The following is a 16,929-nucleotide window of genomic DNA, read 5'->3' as shown; positions in this document are numbered from 1 at the left end:
GTGGTTTTCTTTCCCACTTCCCAATTCACACTTCCTACTTCAGCACCACCACCCCGTCCTCATCCGCAAACACCCGCTCCCCCGGCCGGAAGGTGACGCCACCGAAACTCACCGGCACGTTCACCGCACCCTCGCCGCGCTTCTCGCTCTTGCGGGGATGGGTACCCAGAGCCTTCACGCCGATGGGCAGGGTGACGATCACCGCCACGTCGCGGATGCAGCCGTTGACGATCACCCCCGCCCAGCCGTTGTCGAGCGCCGTTTGGGCCAGCATGTCGCCGAACAGGGCGCAGCGCAGGGAGCCTCCGCCGTCCACCACCAGCACCTTGCCCCGGCCTTCCCCCTCCAGGGTCTGGCGCACCAGCACGTTGTCCTCGAAACAGCGCACCGTGACGATCTCTCCGGCAAAGGCGGTGATGCCGCCGTAATCGCCGAAGTGGGTCTCGCACACGCTCGCCGCCTCGCCGTGCTGGTCGCACAGGTCGGCGGTGGCGGTCAGTCCGTAGGCTGCAGGTTCCATGGGCTTGCCCTCGCAAAACGGCGCCGTCGCGCCTCACGACTTCTAATGATAGTCGCGAGGCGCGACGGCGGCAGGACGCGTCAGTGGGTTTCCTCGAACTGGGCCTCTTCGGTGGAGCCGGTCAGGGCCGTCACCGAGGACGCGCCACCCTGGATGGTGGTGGTCACGTCGTCGAAGTAGCCGGCGCCCACCTCCTGCTGGTGGGAGACGAAGGTGTAGCCGCGCTCGCGGGCAGCGAACTCGGGCTCCTGCACCTTCTCGACGTAGTGGCGCATGCCCTCGCCCCGGGCGTAGTCATAGGCGAGGTCGTACATGTTGAACCACATGCTGTGGATGCCGGCCAGGGTGATGAACTGGTACTTGTAGCCGTACTCGGAGAGCTTGTCCTGGAAGCCGGCGATGGTCTTCATGTCCAGGTTCTTCTTCCAGTTGAAGGACGGCGAGCAGTTGTAGGCCAGCAGCTGGTCCGGGTTCTTCGCCCGCACCGCCTCGGCGAACTCCCGGGCGAAGCCCAGATCCGGCGTGCCGGTCTCGCACCACACCAGGTCCGCGTAGGGGGCGTAGGCGACGCCGCGGCTGATGGCCTGCTCCAGGCCGTTCTTCACCCGGTAGAAGCCCTCGTTGGTGCGCTCGCCGGTGATGAAGGGCCGGTCGTTGTCGTCCACGTCGGAGGTGAGCAGGTTGGCGGCCTCGGCGTCGGTGCGCGCCAGCAGCACGGTGGGCACACCCATCACGTCGGCGGCCAGACGCGCGGCGATGAGCTTCTGCACCGCCTCCTGGGTGGGCACCAGCACCTTGCCACCCATGTGGCCGCATTTCTTCACCGCCGCCAGCTGGTCCTCGAAATGCACCCCGGCGGCGCCGGCGGTGATCATATTCTTCATCAGCTCGAAGGCGTTGAGCACACCGCCGAAGCCCGCCTCGGCATCCGCCACGATGGGCAGGAAGAAGTCCACGCCGTTGTCGTCCTCGGGGGAGATGCCGCGACTCCACTGGATCTCGTCGGCGCGCTTGAAGGTGTTGTTGATGCGCCGCACCACCGTGGGCACGGAGTCATAGGCGTACAGGGACTGGTCCGGGTACATGGTCTCGGAACTGTTGTTGTCCGCCGCCACCTGCCAGCCGGAGAGATAGATGGCCTCCACGCCTGCCTTGGCCTGCTGCAGGGCCTGGCCGGCGGTGAGCGCGCCCAGGCAGTTCACGTAACCCTTCTTGGCCTCGCCGTTGACCAGGCGCCAGAGCTTCTCGGCGCCACGCCGGGCAATGGTGTATTCCGGCTGCAGGGAACCACGCAGACGGACCACGTCGGCGGCGCTGTAGCCCCGGGCAACACCCTGCCAGCGGGGGTTCTCCGCCCAGTCGCGCTCCAGGGCCTTGATCTGCTGTTCTCTGTTCATGGTCTCGTCCTCGTCTGCTGGTGATTTGCTGTCGTTGTGGCTCGCGCAGCAGGGCTGCGCGGCGCGCTTTACAAGCGCATGACAGCGACACTACCCCAGCCCCGACGGCTGAAACAGAGGTCAATTTCCAATGGTAATCATTAAAAAATCCAATAAACACACCCGTCATTCTTGTCTAGACTGAATGCTATCCTCTCCGATTGCGGGAGCATCCGCTGCGCATGATCGACAAGGCCCAACAACTGGCCCGCTCCATCCTCACCGGTTTCGAGCGCCACTTCTCCTTCTTCCAGGAGATCACCAGCGGTGCCCGGGAGCGTTTCGAGGAGGCGGCCTGGGAGGCGGCCCGCCACGCCGCCGCCAAGCGCATCAGCTTCTATGACCAGCGGGTGCGCGAGACCATCGACAAGCTGCGCACCAGTTTCGGCATCCAGGCACTGGACGAACCCCTGTGGCAGGAGGTCAAGACCGTCTACACCGGGCTGCTCAAGCAGCACAGTCGTCCGGAGCTGGCGGAGACCTTCTACAACTCGGTGTTCTGCCAGCTGTTCGAGCGCAAGTATTTCAACAACCGCAACATCTTCGTGGAGTCGGTGGCCGACCGAGCCGCCCTGGCCAGCCGTTACCGGGGCTTCATGTCCTTCCATCCCCGTGACGGGGGGCTTGAGACCTGCGCCTGGGAGATCCTCTCCGCCTTCTACTTCAACGTGCCCTACGAGGACATCGACCGGGATGCCCGGCGCATCGCCGAGGCCCTGCGCGCCCGTTCACCGCTGGCCGGCGGCGACCTGCACCAGGTGCGCATCGACGTCATGGAGTTCCCGTTCTTCCGCAACAAGGGGGCCTACCTGATCGGACGCGTGGTGCGCGGCGCAGAGGCCCACCCGTTCATCGTGCCGCTGATCAACAACGAGCACGGCGGCATCTACGCCGACACCCTGCTCACCACCGAGGAGCGGGCCGAAGCGGTGTTCAGCTTCGCCCGGGCCTACTTCCTGGTGAAGACCCCGGTGCCGGCGGCCACGGTGTGCTTCCTCAAGGACCTGATGCCGGAGAAGCCCATCGCCGAACTGTACATGGCCATCGGCTTCCACAAGCAGGCCAAGAACGAGTTCTACCGCGACTTCCTGCATCACCTGGAGCAGACCGACGACGCCTTCCAGATGGCCCCGGGCACGCCCGGTCTGGTGATGACCGTGTTCACCCTGCCCTCCTATCCCTACGTGTTCAAGGTGATCCGCGACCATTTCGCGCCCCAGAAGCAGGTGACCGCCGACCTGGTGCGCAAGCGCTATCAGCAGGTGAAGATGCACGACCGCGTGGGGCGCATGGCCGACACCCTGGAGTTCTCCGACGTGGCCTTCCCCCTGGACCGTTTCCCGCCGGAACTGATCGAGGCCTTCAGGGAACAGATCGGCTCCAAGATGGAGATCGACGGCGATCAGCTGTTCATCCGACACCTGTACATCGAGAAGCGCATGGCGCCGCTCAACCTCTACCTGGAGCAGGCGGACCCCCAGGAGATGCGCGAGGCCCTGGACGACTGGGGACGCGCCATCAAGCAGCTCATGGCGGTGAACATCTTCCCCGGCGACCTGCTGTTCAAGAACTTCGGCGTGACCTGCGCCGGCAAGGTGGTGTTCTACGACTACGACGAGATCTGCTACCTGACCGAGTGCAACTTCCGCAGGATCCCGCCGCCGCGCACCCCCGAGGATGAGCTGAGCGCCGAGCCCTGGTATTCCGTGGGACCCAACGACATCTTCCCCGAAGAGTTCCCCACCTTCCTCACCACCGACCCGGCCCAGCGGCGCCTGATCAGGGAGCTGCATCCGGAACTGTTCGACTACCGCTACTGGCAGGCACGCCAGGCGGAGGTGGAGCGCGGCGTGTATGGCGACGTGTTCCCCTATCCGCGACGCCTGCGCTTCCCGCGCCCGGAAGGCAGTGCCGTCAAGCAGCAGGAAGAGGCGCTGACCGCCGAACCCTGACGGGATAAAACCCTGTGCTCTTGCCAAGACGCAAAGTCGCGAAGAAATCTTGAACTGGAATTACTTGGCGTCTTTGCGTCTTGGCGAGACATCGTGTTTTAGGATTTTTCAGCTGGGAAAAGCCTGTTTTCTCGCAGAGGCGCGGGGACGCAGGGGAAAACTCAAGAAGTGTTTTTTCTCAGCGCCTCCGCGCCTCCGCGCCCCCACGAGAGAACGGGGTTTATTCGCACATCGAAGCAACCAAATCCTCATCCTCTCACGGAGCCACAGAGACACGGGGAATGCTTGCGCACTCAACCTCCGTGGCTCCGTGTCCCCGTGAGAGGATCGCTTTTCAGCGCATCGACACTCACTTCGAAACAGGACGCCGGAACAGCACCACATCGCCCTCGTGCAGATGCAGTTCGAGCCCCAGCCGGCGCGCGAGCCACTGGATCACCGCCGGGCTGTAGAAACACACATGGGTGGGGTCGTTCTTGTACTGCCAGCCGGGGAACTTCTCTAAAGGCACCCGCATGCGGGTCATCACCGCCAGCCAGCCGCCCGGGCGCAGCAGCTGCATCAGCCGAGGCCAGTCCCGGGCAGGATCATGGAAATGCTCCACCACCTCGGTGCAGGAGACGAAGTCGTAGCGGCGTTCCAGCACCCGCGCATCGGGGGCATACAGGGGATCGTAGAGCGCCACCTCGAAACCCGCCTCGGCCAGCATCATCGACAGCGCCGGCCCCGGACCGCAGCCGAAGTCGAGCCCGGCATGTCCGGGCTCCAGGCGCTCGATCAGCGGACCGGTGAGGCGTGACAGGAAACGCCGGTAACCGGCATCGGCGGGATCGTTCTCGTGCAGGTCGTAGATGACCCGCTCTTCATCCGGGGATGGATGGGTTCCCGGGTCGACGAACAGCAGGTCGCAATCCGGGCAGAGGAAGAAGTCCCGGTACTGGTCGGCCGTGTACCAGGGGGCGATCGCGGCACACAGGGGGCAGTTCAGCTCAGTCATGTTCGCCCCGGTAACACACCGGCGAGGCCGACTCCTTGGCCTGGGTCTCCTCTGTGCCGACCTCTGCTCCAGGGCCGATCCACCTGTACGGAAACACCATCTCGCAGGCACCAGGAATGCCGATAAACAAAGGCCGGCGTGCTCACACGCCGCCCTTGCACTGGAATCTCGGATTGGAGCGCGGAATCACTCGCCGGAACGATCCCAGAAGCGCCACCACTTCCTGCGATGTTCTTCCCGGGCTGCCTGCCCCTGCTCGGAGCCGCGGCCTAGTTCACGTTGTTCCTGCTCCATCACGCGCTCACGCTGCTGTTGCATGCCACGGTTGTCCTGGGGACCGGCACCGTCCTGACGCTGCTGGGTCTCCTGGCGGATCTGCTCCCGGGCACGCTCCGCCTGTTCCCTGTCGGCCTCGTTTTCGCGCACCTGCTCGCGGACCCGCTCCTCGACACGCGCGGGATCCTGGGCCTGGCCACGGCCGGCACCTGCGCCGCCGCCCATGCCACCGCCCTGGCCCTGGGCGAGGATCAGAGCGTCTCGCGCCTGTTCCATGCCCTGGCCTGCACCACCGGGACCCGCGGCCCACAGAGGCACGGCCATCACGGCGGTCCCGAGCAGGGCACCGATCATCACTGCGGATTTTTTCATTGGGTCATGACTCCTATTGCCAGGAAAACCGGGCGCTGATCCGCGCCTGCTATCCCTGAAGACCGGGATGGTCGGCGAGGTACTCCCGGATGCGTTTGGCGAAATTGCCGGCGGCCACCATAGGCCCCATGGTGTGGGAACTGGAGGGCCCGATGCCGATCTTGAACAGGTCCAGCACGCTGATGAACATACCGACCTCCGGTCAAGCCAGGCAGCGGCTTGAGATGCGCTGCAGGGACGATCAGCCCCGCTAGCGGTACTTCACCTCGCTGCTGGACACCTCGCCGGAGGTATCCAGGCGCAGGCAGTCGATGTGCGGGGCGCGGCTGAGGATGTAGGCAGCCATGACGCGGCCGAGGTTGTGGTCTTCCTGTTCCAGTGCCGTGAGCAGCTTGTCGCCGACGATCTTGATGCGGTCCTCGACGCTGGGCTCGGCCACCCAGTCGCGGCCCATCTGCCAGCCGCCGTCCATGTCCCGGTCCATGCGATCGAATACCTCGCCGGCGCCGGCGATGATCTCGTCGGGCACGTTCAGGGTGTACTCGTCCTGGTCGATGATGACCTTCAGTTCCATGCTTGCGTCCTGTGGGTGATGCGGGCCTTGCTGTCGCGGTATCAGACCAGGGCGTCGGTCTTGGCCGCCATGATGTAGTCGTTGCGGTGCAGGCCGCGGATCTTGTGGGACCACCAGTTCACGGTCACCTTGCCCCACTCGGTGAGGATGGCGGGATGATGACCGGCGGACTCCGCCAGCTCACCCACCCGGTTGGTGAAGGCCAGGGCATCGACGAAGTTGTCGAACTTGAACTGGCGCTCCAGCTGCTTCACGCCGTCAACCTCCACCACCTTCCATTCAGGCACTTCCTTGCCCAGGATCTGCATCTCCTCCTCGGTCACCGTCGGCGCGCCGACGCGACAAGCCTCACAGGTCTCAGCGGTCAATCCAGCCATGGTTCGTCTCCTCGGGAAATCGCTCGATTTAGATACCATAGCAGACGCACGAGATGCAGACACCGCCCCCGATGGGGGAGGCAAAGACCACAGGATGCGTACAGGAAAGGAGAGCGCGCCGGGCAGGACGGCATCCTGCCCGGCGCCGGGGCTTCAGGGACGGATCAGCACGTAGCCCTGTTCCGTGAGGTCGATCATGCGCACCACGCCGGCATCCACCTTGACGGCGTTGGCGTTGAGCTCGGGCTCGTAGCCCAGGGTGCGGGTCATGTTGGAGAAGGTGTTCAGGCAGGCGGCGAAGCGCACGCCATTTTGCTGGGCCATGGTGTTGATGCGCTCGTCATTGGCGTTTCCCTTGATGAGCATGTTGAGCCCCGGGCCGAAGGCCACGATCTCCACGTCCACCTTGTCGGGTCCGTAGTGACGGATCAGGTTGTTGGCCACGTTCAGCACCAGGGTCTGGCGCTGCACCGAGTCCTCGCTGATCTGCAGGACCACGCGCTTCTCGGCAAAGGGCTTGCCCTCGGTGTCGGCGGCAAGAGAAACAGCGGACAAAGACGCGACCAGGAAAACCAGCAGCAGGGAAACGAGACGGCTACGCATACGGGATGACCTCGCATGTAAGGGATGATCGGCATTCCATGCCATGGCAGCTCGAAGATGAATGCCGGGCTTCCGGAGTCTGAGCATAAACCTACCGATGGCCCGTGGACTACGGAATATTGATCCGTGCACAGGCGTCGCCGGGCGCCGCCGTCAACGCTTGGCGAGCAGCCGGTCCAGCTGATTGGCGAAGGCCTGGCGGTCCTTCTGGTTGAGCGCCGGCGGACCGCCGGACTGGATGCCGCTGGCACGCAGGGTGTCCATGAAGTCGCGCATGTTGAGCCGCGCGCCGATGTTCTCCCGGGTGTGCAGTTCGCCCCGGGGACTCAGGGCATGGCCTCCCTTGGCGATCACCTCCGCCGCCAGGAGGATATCGCTGGTGATCACCAGGTCGCCCGCGCTGACACGCTTGACGATCTCGTTGTCCGCCACGTCGAAACCCGCAGACACCTGCAGCATGCTGATGTGGGGTGAGGGCGGCACCTTGACCGGCTGGTTGGCCACCAGGGTCAGCGCCACGCCGGTACGCTGCGAGGCACGGAACAGGATCTCCCGGATCACCCCGGGACAGGCGTCGGCGTCCACCCAGATCTTCATGCCACGCCGGGCCCCTGGATATGAAGCTCAGGCATGTGCCGCGCCCTGGCACCAGCCCTCGGCGTAGTCCGGCAACCGCTGACGCAGGGCTGCCAGTTGCGTCTGATCCAGCAATCCCGCCTGCCCCAGCACGCAGGCGCGCATGAGGGTCACGGCCTGTTCAAGCATGGCCGCCTCCGGATGGCTGCAACGCCCGCCCGTCCGGCAGGAGAGCACATGGGCCGTGTGCTCGGGCAGCCCCCAGTGACGCACGATGGCGACCGTGTAGCGTCGTGACAGGGATTCCAGGCCGCTGAGAAACGCCCCGCTGGGCGCGGCCGCGGTCAGGCTGCCCAAGCCGCGGAGCAGGGCCATGAGACCGCTGGCGTGGGTGAGCCCGGCCAGGTAGAGCTCGAAACCGTGGGGCGAGGCCGTCCTGCGGGCCGCCGTGCGCATGGCCACGGCCACGTCGAGACTCTGGGACCAGAGACCCTTGACGACCTCCCCGTCCAGACGACGGTCACGGTTGAAGTTCACGATGGGGCTGATGGCGGCGGCGGCAATCACCTCGCGCATGCCGGAAAAGCCCAGTATGACCACCGCCTGTTCCAGGCTTTCGATGGGCTCCCGGCGCACCCGCAGGGCCGGCGTGTTGACCACGCCGAGCACGTTGGCGGCGAGCACGGGATCGCTCTCCAGCAGGGCGGCCAGTTCCCGGGCATTGCCCTTTGCCGGGTCATTGATGGCCGCCAGCAGGCGCGGCATCACCGACGGCAGGCGCGGCACCTGTTCCAGCAGGCTCACATGCTTCGAACGCAGTTCCTCTTCGCGCTGCCGCAGCCAGGCGGCCTCGTCCTCCCGCAGGGCGGCATCGGCATCGACGGCGGCACGGAACAGCCTGGCCAGGTAGCGCCGATGGATCTCGGCGGCTTCGGGGACGGCGGTTGCAGCCGGCGCCGCGTCGCTCTCCGGGGCCAGCGCGCGCGCAGCCGCCAGCGTGAACCCCTCGGGCTGCGGTTTGTGTTTGCGTCTGAACCAGGAAAACATCGACCCGCCTACCCCCAGGCCCGCCCCCAATGGCGCTTGTTTGGTGAAGACTATAGCGCGAACAGGTCATGAACCGCAGCAAGCATGCCCTGCGGCGCATCCCTGAAAGGCAGGTTCAGATCCGGCCGAGGACCGGACACAGGCAAGGCCCCGAGCCGGGCGGACCCCCGGATCGGGGTCCGGTAGGAAATCCGGTTTCAGAACCGGTAGGAGACCCCGAAGATGGCGATGGCCCGGTGACGGTCTTCGGTCAGCGGGCTGTCGGCCACGCTGTCGCCGTAGCGGGTGCCTGCGAGCACACCCTGGAATGACACCCGCGGGGTGATGGGTGCCACCATGCGCGCACCGTAGACCAGGTTCCAGACATCGGAGCCCGAGTAGGCCGGCCTGCCGGGGACGGCCTCGGCATCACGCACGCCGTAGTAGTAGTCCACGAGATCCGCGTTCATCCATTCCACGCCCGCGTAGGGCACGAACAGGAGGCTTCGCATGGAACCGAATACGTAGCCCACCGTGCCCGAGACCGTCTGGCCGTCGTTGCGGCCCAGGACGTCGGTGGTGGCGAGCGCCGTGTACTGCCACGGCCCCACGCGCACGGTGTGGCGCAGGCCCGCGTCCAGGGAATTGCGCCGCGAAGCCATGCCCTCCAGGAAGGGATCGTCCGTGCCCTTGAAACCGTCCAGCCGGGGACGCGCGAACAGGGTGGTGCTGTGCTGTTCCGTGTCGTACAGGCGCACGCCGGCCTCGATGCCGCGGAAGTAGACGCGCTCTCCGGAGTAGGTGATCAGGGGCACCACGAAGGGGTCGCTGTCGGCACCCTTCTGGATGGCGTCACGGGCGATCACGCCCACGCCCAGTTCCCATTGGGCCTGGACCTGGGGAATGGTCAGCAGCAGGGTGAGCATCGCCCAGATCAAGGTGCGCGGGTGGGTCATGGTGAGATCCTTTAAGGAAGGCAGTGGCCGTCGTTGTCGACAGATTGGGCAGTCTTACCTTCCCAATGACAGTACAACGGCTGGACAGTTCAAAGGGTCCGGCCCGTCATAGCAACAACGCAGCTCCGGATCGGCCAGGGATCAGTCCAGGCGTTCGGCAAAATGCAGGCTGGTCATCTGCAGGCCCTCGCGCAGGTAGAAACGGTGGGCATCCTCGCGCTGCACGCCCGAGTCCAGGTGCAACTGGACGCAGCCCTCGCGGCGGGCCTCGGCACGCAGCCAGGCCAGCATCCGGGTCCCGTGACCCCGGGAACGGGCGCTCTCCAGGGTCACCAGGTCATCCACGTAAAGGAAGCGGCCCCAGGCCAGGTTGTCACCCAGGCGATAGCCGGCCACGGTCACCACCTGGCCGTCCGCCTCCAGCATGGCGAGGCGATAGCCGCCGGCCTGCTGGCGTCGCACCCGGGCGATGAAATCTTCCAGATCAAGCCGTGGGCGAAGCGCGTGCATCACCGGGTAGCAGGCAACGAGATCGGCCTCTTCGCTGGCGTGACGGATGTTCATGACGGGCTGCCGATGGCCCGCGTGATGACCCGGTTGCGCCCCTGGTGCTTGGCCTCGTACAGGGCGCGGTCCGCCAGGGCCATGGCCACGTCGAGCCCGACCATGGCGGGATCGCAGTCGGCGATTCCAGCACTCAGGGTCACGCTGAGATCCAGGCCCGTGTCGCAGTGCATGACCCGGGTGCGGATGCGTTCCACGATCTCCCGGGCATGGGCCACGCTCACATCCACCAGCAGCAGGCCGAATTCCTCGCCGCCGAGCCTGCCCACCAGGTCGGCGTCGCGCAGTTCCTTGACGAGCACGCGGCTGACCAGTTCCAGGATGCGGTCCCCCGCGGCGTGGCCGTGGGTGTCGTTGACGTCCTTGAAGTGATCCAGGTCCAGCATGGCAACGACCGTGGCGTAGCCGGCGCGCCGCGCGCGACCCAGCTCCCGCTCGGCGGCCTGGAAGAAGCTTCGCCGGTTGGCGAGCCCGGTCAGCGGGTCGGTGGTGGCCAGGTGCGCTAGCTGTTCATTGAGGGACTCCAGTGCCGCGGTCCGCTCCTGCACCCGCCGCTCCAGTTCATGCTTGGCCTCCAGCAGGCGTTCCTCGCGGTCGTCGATGCGCTCCAGCATGGTGTTCACGCCCCGGGTGATCACGTCCAGCTCCGAGACCCCGGTGGTGGGCAGGCGACGGAACTCCCCCCGGCTCACGTCGTCCAGCCGGCTGACGATCTGCAAGACCGGCCGCAGCAGGCTGCGCTGCATGATCACACGGGCCACCAGGAAGGCCAGCATCCCGAGCGCCATGGCCAGCAGCAGGGCGAATCCCACCGAGGTCATCAGCAGCCGCTCCTGGTCGCTGCGATCGTGGGCCACCAGGGTGATGAGACTGTCGGTCTCGGCGCCGTCCGCGTCCACCCGGCGCAGGTGTTCGTAGACGGCCAGGCTGCCGTTGTCCTGCAGCACCACGCGGTCCTCCTCGTACAGGGCTGCCAGCACCTGCGCCTCCAGGCGGCGGCCTTCCCGCCACAGGGACCAGCCGCCGTACTCGGTGGCGATGAACAGGTCGAAATCCGTCACCTGCCCATTGTCCGCGGTGCCCAGGCGCAGCAGATCCCTGAACAGGAACTGGTCCATGCGCGGGCTCACCTCGGTCTGCAGGTAGTGGCGCAGGTCCACCGCCGCCTCCAGGATGTAGTCCCGGTCACGGGGGCCGTAGTAGGCGTATTTGTAGAGCCGACCGGTGTGGATGGAGGCATTGAAGCGGTCCGCGTTGATCTGGCCGCTGCCGTAGAGGCGCTCGAACATCTGCCGCATGCCCTCGCCGGCGGCCGCCAGATCAAGGCCCAGGTCCGGTGCGAAATTGGTGGCCACCACCCGGCCTGCGCGGTCGATGAGGTAGAGATAGGAGACCCCATGGCGGTCGCTGAGCAGATCCAGCTGCTCGGGCGTGGCGCCCAGGGGGTCATCGACCATGGCCTCGAGCTCCTGCGCCACCCGGGGCAGGATGCCCTCCAGGCGGCGGTTCAGGCCCTGCTCCTGTTCCGCGAGCAACAGGTCGAAGGCATGGAAACGATCCCGGAGCTGATCGTGCAGCCTGGAGACATGCGCATCGCTGCTGGCCACCAGCTCCCTGTGCATGGAGAGGGCCACCACCAGGGCGGTGCCCAGGGAGGCCAGCAGGATGGCCAGGAACAGCAGGATGCTCAGCTGACGTCGCACTTACCTGCCCCCTGGAACCCTAGCAGCACTCAAGGCACTGTCCGGCGCCGCTTGCCGGACTGAAGCCGCGTGTAAGCGCTCCAGCGAGACGGGATCCAGAGGCCGGGCATAACGGTATCCCTGCAAGCGCTGACAGCCGATGGCCAGCAGATAGTCTTCCTGCTCCTCGGTTTCCACGCCCTCGGCCACCGTGGCGAGCCCCAGCCGGTGGGCCATGGCGATGATGGTTTCCACGATGGCACAGTCACCGGGATCGCTGGGCACGTCCTTGATGAAGGACCTGTCGATCTTGAGCATGTCGATGGGCAGCTGCTTGAGGTAGGCCAGGGATGAATAGCCGGTGCCGAAGTCATCGATGGCGATGCGGATCCCCTGCTCGCGCAGTCGGGCCAGCACCGAACGGCAGGACTCGAAGTCCTGCATGAGCACGTTCTCCGTCAACTCGATCTGCAGGTGGCTGCCTTCCAGGCCGTGCTCTTCCAGGGCCTCGAACAAGCCGTCCACGAAGCCGGGGTCGAACAGCTCGATCCCCGAGGTATTGATGGAGACGTAATCCAGCTCGACACCACGGTCACGCCAGAGGCGGAATTGTCCGATGGCCGTGCGGGCCATCCACCCGCCCAGCGGCAGGATGAGCTTGGTCTCCTCGGCCAGGCGGATAAAGCTGCTGGGCGATATCTCGCCCCGCTCCGCATGCTGCCAGCGCGCCAGGGCCTCCACCGCCACCATCCGACCCTGTGTCAGGTCGATCACCGGCTGGTAGTGCACCTGCAGCTGATTTTCACGCAAGGCCTGGCGCAGCGCGGTCTCAAGCTCCAGTCTTTCGTCGACGGCCTCGGCCAGATCCTGGCTGAACTTGTAGAACCCGTCGCGCCCGAAGTCCTTGACCCGGTACATGGCGGCATCGGCATTCTTCAGCAGGGTCACCGGATCCTCGCCGTCCTCAGGGTAGAGGGTAATACCGATGCTGCAGCCGATGTGCAGTTCGGCCTCTTCCAGGAAGAAGGGTTGGCGCATGGCATGCACCAGCTTCTCAGCAAGCAATTCCGCCTCGCTGGAGGTATGAATGCCCTCGACCAGCACCACGAACTCGTCACCGCCCAGGCGGGCGATGGTGTCCGATTTGCGCACCAGCCCCCGCAACCGCTTGGCCACCTGCACCAGCAGCCTGTCGCCGAGCTGATGACCCAGGCTGTCGTTGATGGTCTTGAAACGGTCCAGGTCGATGAACAGCAGACCGAAGTGCGCCTGGTTGCGCACCGCCCAGTCGATGGCATGCTCGAGCCGTGCCGTGAACAGCAGCCGATTGGGAAGCTCGGTGAGCGGGTCGTGGTGGGCCAGAAAGTCCAAGCGACTCTGGGTCTCCTTGATGGACGAGATATCGGTCACGATGGTGATGTAGTGGCTCACCGCGCCCTGGGTGTCGCGTACCACGCTGATGGTCTGCAGCAGGGGAATGACGCGGCCATCACGCGTGCGATCCAGGATCTCGCCCCGCCAGTGTCCCCGGACCTCCAGCGTCTTGCTGATATCCGCATAGAAGGCCGCATCATGATGGCCAGACTTGAGCATGCGAGGCGTCCGGCCCAGGAGTTCCCCGTCACTGTACCCGGTGATCCGGCAGTAGGCCTCGTTGACCTGCAGAAAACGCATTCTGCTGTCGGTGATGGCGATCCCTTCCGCCGTGCTCTCGAAGACCTTGCCATACAGGCCAAGGCTTGCCTCCGTCTTCTTCTGTTGCGTGACGTCGAAACAGATGACCACCTTCTTGATGCTGTTCTGATGGGCGTCGGTGATGTCAGAGACGATGATCTGAAGATGGCGGCCGCCCACCTCTATCGTCTGCCCACGCCCCCTGCCCGACAGCACTTGCTGCTGCATTTCACTGTCGCAGGGACACAATTCCGCCAGCGGTCTTCCGATCAGCAGATGGGCATCCAGATCTCCGAACAGCCACTCCCGGGCCTGCCGGTTGCAATCATCGATGCTGCCATCGTGGTTGACCACGACGACGGCAGCATCCATGGAATCGAAAATGGCCCGGATCTCCTGACGCGCCACATCGAGTTTCTGATTGGTGTCATGGAGGTGGGAGAGGATCTGCCCGAAGGCATCGCTGACGATGCCGATGGGATCGAGATCGATGAGGGTGCGATCGTCCAGCTCCTCGGGGCGCAGCGGCAGCGTCCCGATCAGGGTCAGCATCTGATCGATCTTGTCCCGGATATAGGAGATCGCCTTGTAGTACTCCGACTGGTAGTCCATCCCCACGCCGCTCACCTTAAACCCCTCCGCGCAGGCAGATCCGGTAGCCTTCCGGGATGTGCGTCACTTCCGCGATGTAGCCCATCTTGTCCACGGCGGCGGGAATGGTACTGGTGGCCTGCCGGTCGTCGGTGATCACGACGATCTCCAGCCTGCCGCTGCGTACCGCCTCGCCGTATCGGTTGAGCTCCTTCAGGGCCAACAACAGACAGGAGGGACAGATCTGCCCCCTGATATCAAGCACGACGTTGTCCTGTGTACTCTCGGCCATCAGCGAATCACCATCCTGGACAGCAGCTTGCTGCCAATCCATGCCCCAGGCACCAGGCCGAGCAGAAACAGCAGACTCTGCGTGGCCAGTATGGGAACCCCGCCCCACAGATGCCAGATGTTGCACCCCGGGACCATGCGCGAAGCGGCGCCCAGCAGAATCCCTCCCAACAGGGCCGAGGCATACTGGCGGGCAGGAATGCGATAGCGCAAGCGCCACTCGCCCACGCTCAGGGCTGACACGGCGGCCCCCAGGACGATACCGGCGATCAGCGGATACTGGATGGCGGCGATGGCATCCAGTTGCGGGCCCGCCCCGCCCTGCACCGCAGCGTCCGCGAACGGCGGCGTGTAGTTCAGGCCCTGTGTCTGAAAGAAGGCGAGACTTGCGACCCGCTCGGGCTGGACCAGGGATTCCAGGGTGGCGCCGAGCTTGGCATAGGAAGTGGTGATCCCCAGGGGCATGCCGATCACGTACCAAGAGATGAGGCCCAGGGCCGCCAGCACCAAGGCTGCCTGCCAGGGCGCGATGTGGCCCCGGGCAAAGGCCGGGCGGCTGAGCAGGCCGAGACGCTGGCATCGCACCAGGTAGACCAGCCCCACCAGTGCCAGGGGCAGGATCAGATAGGCGGGCTGCAGGCCCAGCAGTTCCGGCAGGGTGACCGCCGAATGCAGTGCCGTGGAACGGGCCAGAGCGCTCCACCAAGGGTGCCATTCGGCGTAGAGCACGGAACCGACCAGGAGACCAATGAAGGCGACCGCGGCCACCACGCTGCCCGCGCCCAGCTTGTAGAGGGTTCCCACGACGCAGCCACCGGCGAGCACCATGCCGATGCCAAACAGCACGCCTGCCACCAGGGTGGTCAGTGAAGCGGGGCCCAGGAGCGGAAAGGGATAGGGGGAAAGCTGTCCGCCGAGGCGGGCAAATTCAAACGCGATCATGCTCACCACCACCAGCAGCGCGAGCATGCGCAGCAGGAACCGGTCATTCACCAGGAACAGGTCACGGAACATGGCCGTGACACAGAAATCGGAACGATGCATGACGAAACCGGCCACCAGGCCAATGAGCGCTGATGCGACCACGATCAGCGTGAAGGGGGAGTCATCCATGCAGTGCCATCTCGTCAGAGCCTCGCGCGATTCCAGGCCCGTAATGGTGTCCCCTGGGGTTTGGGGTCCTGGCCCCTCGACGATAACCTTACGGAGCGGCGCAGAATCTTCCATCCATCAGAGAAACACCGCCGTTGGTCCTCGGTATCTGTCCGGGCACGGAATGCCATCTCGACCAGGCGCATCCATAAATTGCCGGCTGTTCGCGGATCACGAATATGGACACCCGGATCACGAATATGGACACCCATGATCCTGCGCATGATTCCGACCAGACCTCGTCACCCATGGGTACACGGCCGGCCAGACGGCTCTCTCCGTACAAACCCACGTTCTGGCCGCTTCCAGGACCACGGTACCTGGCACCGGATTGGTGCACAAAACCCTGCAAAAACAAGGCAAAAGAAGCGCAGCCCCATGGCCGCACGGGTCGGAGGGAGACTTGACCCCGGGGAGCCGCGGGCTTACGGTTTCACCATCAAGCAATCCCAGAGGCATAGCCCATGCACCTCACCGAACGTTTGAACACTCTTCTTGGCGACCAGCGGTTCATGCTCTCCGCGCTGGTGCTGTCCACCGGGCTGGTACTGACCCTGCAGAACCCCATGGCCCGTGACTCCGCTGCGGAGCTGATCTCCCGGGTCCAGCTGCCGGACATCTCCCAGGTGTTCGAGATGCGGCCCCAGACCCCGCCGCCCATGGTGGAAGGGGATCAGCTGGCCAACGAGGAGATCGAGGACGTGCAGATCCCGGTGGTCTCCGACCGCGACACCGCCCGCAATAGTGAGCTGTTCCGGCGCCCGCAGTAGGCATCAGTCCCTGGCTGCTGCCGCACCGCCCCTCATCAAGGCCATGCCCGAACGGGCATGGCCTTTTTCATGGAATGTCCCCGGGAGGGTGACTCGCCCGGGCGCTCGCCCCGGCAATCCGCTGGCGCTATGATGCGCGCAGGCCGGCACGGAAAACGGCCGGAGACCGTCCCATCACGGGGCAACACACACGGCACCCAGTCCGAGCACATGGAGGCGCAACATGAACACATCCCTGGCATCGCTTTCCCTGATCCTGACCCTAGGAGCCTGGGCGGTAGAAACCTGCAGCGTTAGAATTGGCTATGCCGACGACCTACCGCCCCTACAATCCCGATCAGCAGTTACTGTTGCCCGCGTCGCTCAAGGAGTGGCTTCCGGAGCAGCATTTGGCCTACTTCGTCTCCGATGCGGTGGACGCCTTGGATCTCACGGCGTTTCATGCCCGCTATGAAGGCGATGGCAGGCGCCGACAGCCGTTTGATCCGGCGATGATGGTGAAGGTGCTGACGTATGCCTACGCCAACGGGGTGTTTTCCT

17 protein-coding genes and 2 pseudogenes are annotated in these 16,929 nt (G+C 65.1%); 3 read left to right on the top strand and 16 right to left on the bottom strand.

Annotated features, from left to right (window positions below; translation table 11 throughout):
• Positions 1-34: 34 nt before the first annotated feature.
• Together rraA and aceA are read right to left on the bottom strand one after the other, a co-directional pair.
• Positions 35-520, bottom strand: coding sequence for a ribonuclease E activity regulator RraA (gene rraA / locus D580_RS0110445; RefSeq protein WP_018954337.1), 486 nt, complete (start codon positions 518-520; stop codon positions 35-37).
• Positions 521-600: 80 nt separating this feature from the next.
• Positions 601-1,917 (bottom strand): isocitrate lyase, encoded by a 1,317-nt coding sequence (gene aceA, locus D580_RS0110440; RefSeq protein WP_018954336.1) that lies wholly within the window; start codon positions 1,915-1,917, stop codon positions 601-603.
• A gap of 221 nt (positions 1,918-2,138) precedes the next feature.
• On the opposite strand from aceA, the gene aceK reads away from it, so the two are divergent.
• Positions 2,139-3,908, top strand: coding sequence for a bifunctional isocitrate dehydrogenase kinase/phosphatase (aceK, locus tag D580_RS0110435; protein ID WP_038043591.1), 1,770 nt, complete (start codon positions 2,139-2,141; stop codon positions 3,906-3,908).
• Between the two features lie 349 nt (positions 3,909-4,257).
• Here the strand turns inward: aceK and D580_RS0110430 are convergent, their stop codons facing one another.
• The 14 genes and pseudogenes from D580_RS0110430 to D580_RS0110365 all read right to left on the bottom strand — a co-directional run bounded on the left by D580_RS0110430 (position 4,258) and on the right by D580_RS0110365 (position 15,580).
• A complete protein-coding gene (locus D580_RS0110430; RefSeq protein WP_018954334.1) occupies positions 4,258-4,905 on the bottom strand; it encodes a class I SAM-dependent methyltransferase in 648 nt (215 codons plus the stop codon).
• Positions 4,906-5,091: 186 nt separating this feature from the next.
• Complete coding sequence (locus D580_RS0110425) at positions 5,092-5,553, bottom strand: cyclic nucleotide gated channel beta (RefSeq protein ID WP_155999818.1); 462 nt, start codon at positions 5,551-5,553, stop codon at positions 5,092-5,094.
• A gap of 82 nt (positions 5,554-5,635) precedes the next feature.
• Positions 5,636-5,743: pseudogene (locus tag D580_RS16990) on the bottom strand (serine dehydratase beta chain); the annotation flags it as partial.
• Between the two features lie 60 nt (positions 5,744-5,803).
• Positions 5,804-6,127 carry a hypothetical protein gene (locus tag D580_RS0110415; protein ID WP_018954331.1) on the bottom strand — a complete coding sequence of 108 codons (324 nt, stop codon included), beginning with the start codon at positions 6,125-6,127 and terminating at the stop codon, positions 5,804-5,806.
• A gap of 41 nt (positions 6,128-6,168) precedes the next feature.
• Positions 6,169-6,504, bottom strand: coding sequence for a 4a-hydroxytetrahydrobiopterin dehydratase (locus D580_RS0110410; RefSeq protein WP_026289897.1), 336 nt, complete (start codon positions 6,502-6,504; stop codon positions 6,169-6,171).
• Positions 6,505-6,657: 153 nt separating this feature from the next.
• Complete coding sequence (locus D580_RS0110405; RefSeq protein ID WP_018954329.1) at positions 6,658-7,107, bottom strand: hypothetical protein; 450 nt, start codon at positions 7,105-7,107, stop codon at positions 6,658-6,660.
• Positions 7,108-7,260: 153 nt separating this feature from the next.
• A complete protein-coding gene (locus D580_RS0110400; protein WP_018954328.1) occupies positions 7,261-7,704 on the bottom strand; it encodes a YaiI/YqxD family protein in 444 nt (147 codons plus the stop codon).
• 27 nt (positions 7,705-7,731) lie between these two features.
• The gene (locus D580_RS15435) at positions 7,732-8,730 is read right to left on the bottom strand and encodes an HDOD domain-containing protein (protein ID WP_018954327.1); all 999 of its coding nucleotides are present in this window, start codon (positions 8,728-8,730) and stop codon (positions 7,732-7,734) included.
• 197 nt (positions 8,731-8,927) lie between these two features.
• A complete protein-coding gene (locus tag D580_RS0110390; protein WP_018954326.1) occupies positions 8,928-9,665 on the bottom strand; it encodes a MipA/OmpV family protein in 738 nt (245 codons plus the stop codon).
• 141 nt (positions 9,666-9,806) lie between these two features.
• Positions 9,807-10,229 (bottom strand): GNAT family N-acetyltransferase, encoded by a 423-nt coding sequence (locus D580_RS0110385; RefSeq protein WP_018954325.1) that lies wholly within the window; start codon positions 10,227-10,229, stop codon positions 9,807-9,809.
• The gene (locus D580_RS0110380; RefSeq protein ID WP_018954324.1) at positions 10,226-11,932 is read right to left on the bottom strand and encodes a diguanylate cyclase; all 1,707 of its coding nucleotides are present in this window, start codon (positions 11,930-11,932) and stop codon (positions 10,226-10,228) included. The genes D580_RS0110385 and D580_RS0110380 overlap by 4 nt, the downstream gene beginning before the upstream one ends.
• On the bottom strand, positions 11,933-14,212 hold the full coding sequence (locus tag D580_RS0110375; protein ID WP_026289896.1) for a putative bifunctional diguanylate cyclase/phosphodiesterase: 2,280 nt from the start codon (positions 14,210-14,212) through the stop codon (positions 11,933-11,935).
• 1 nt (position 14,213) lies between these two features.
• Positions 14,214-14,441: a sulfurtransferase TusA family protein gene (locus D580_RS0110370; RefSeq protein WP_196799735.1), complete on the bottom strand. Its 228-nt coding sequence runs from the start codon at positions 14,439-14,441 to the stop codon at positions 14,214-14,216.
• 26 nt (positions 14,442-14,467) lie between these two features.
• The gene (locus D580_RS0110365) at positions 14,468-15,580 is read right to left on the bottom strand and encodes a YeeE/YedE family protein (protein ID WP_018954321.1); all 1,113 of its coding nucleotides are present in this window, start codon (positions 15,578-15,580) and stop codon (positions 14,468-14,470) included.
• 503 nt (positions 15,581-16,083) lie between these two features.
• Between D580_RS0110365 and D580_RS0110360 the strand changes: the two genes are divergently transcribed.
• Positions 16,084-16,389: a hypothetical protein gene (locus tag D580_RS0110360; RefSeq protein ID WP_018954320.1), complete on the top strand. Its 306-nt coding sequence runs from the start codon at positions 16,084-16,086 to the stop codon at positions 16,387-16,389.
• A 305-nt stretch (positions 16,390-16,694) separates the two neighbouring features.
• Positions 16,695-16,929, top strand: a pseudogene (locus D580_RS15430) (IS5/IS1182 family transposase); the annotation flags it as partial.

Source organism: Thioalkalivibrio sulfidiphilus (assembly GCF_000377945.1).
Lineage (GTDB): Bacteria > Pseudomonadota > Gammaproteobacteria > Ectothiorhodospirales > Ectothiorhodospiraceae > Thioalkalivibrio_A > Thioalkalivibrio_A sulfidiphilus_A.
Note: the sequence above shows the minus strand (reverse complement) of the source record. Positions and strands in the feature narration are given on the sequence as shown.

Excerpts from the sequence above, each read along its gene's own strand:
- rraA (WP_018954337.1), bottom strand. The coding sequence starts at position 520 with ATGGAACCTGCAGCCTACGGACTGACCGCCACCGCCGACCTGTGCGAC.
- aceA (WP_018954336.1), bottom strand. The coding sequence starts at position 1,917 with ATGAACAGAGAACAGCAGATCAAGGCCCTGGAGCGCGACTGGGCGGAG.
- aceK (WP_038043591.1), top strand. The coding sequence starts at position 2,139 with ATGATCGACAAGGCCCAACAACTGGCCCGCTCCATCCTCACCGGTTTC.
- D580_RS0110430 (WP_018954334.1), bottom strand. The coding sequence starts at position 4,905 with ATGACTGAGCTGAACTGCCCCCTGTGTGCCGCGATCGCCCCCTGGTAC.
- D580_RS0110425 (WP_155999818.1), bottom strand. The coding sequence starts at position 5,553 with ATGAAAAAATCCGCAGTGATGATCGGTGCCCTGCTCGGGACCGCCGTG.
- D580_RS0110415 (WP_018954331.1), bottom strand. The coding sequence starts at position 6,127 with ATGGAACTGAAGGTCATCATCGACCAGGACGAGTACACCCTGAACGTG.
- D580_RS0110410 (WP_026289897.1), bottom strand. The coding sequence starts at position 6,504 with ATGGCTGGATTGACCGCTGAGACCTGTGAGGCTTGTCGCGTCGGCGCG.
- D580_RS0110405 (WP_018954329.1), bottom strand. The coding sequence starts at position 7,107 with ATGCGTAGCCGTCTCGTTTCCCTGCTGCTGGTTTTCCTGGTCGCGTCT.
- D580_RS0110400 (WP_018954328.1), bottom strand. The coding sequence starts at position 7,704 with ATGAAGATCTGGGTGGACGCCGACGCCTGTCCCGGGGTGATCCGGGAG.
- D580_RS15435 (WP_018954327.1), bottom strand. The coding sequence starts at position 8,730 with ATGTTTTCCTGGTTCAGACGCAAACACAAACCGCAGCCCGAGGGGTTC.
- D580_RS0110390 (WP_018954326.1), bottom strand. The coding sequence starts at position 9,665 with ATGACCCACCCGCGCACCTTGATCTGGGCGATGCTCACCCTGCTGCTG.
- D580_RS0110385 (WP_018954325.1), bottom strand. The coding sequence starts at position 10,229 with ATGAACATCCGTCACGCCAGCGAAGAGGCCGATCTCGTTGCCTGCTAC.
- D580_RS0110365 (WP_018954321.1), bottom strand. The coding sequence starts at position 15,580 with ATGGATGACTCCCCCTTCACGCTGATCGTGGTCGCATCAGCGCTCATT.
- D580_RS0110360 (WP_018954320.1), top strand. The coding sequence starts at position 16,084 with ATGCACCTCACCGAACGTTTGAACACTCTTCTTGGCGACCAGCGGTTC.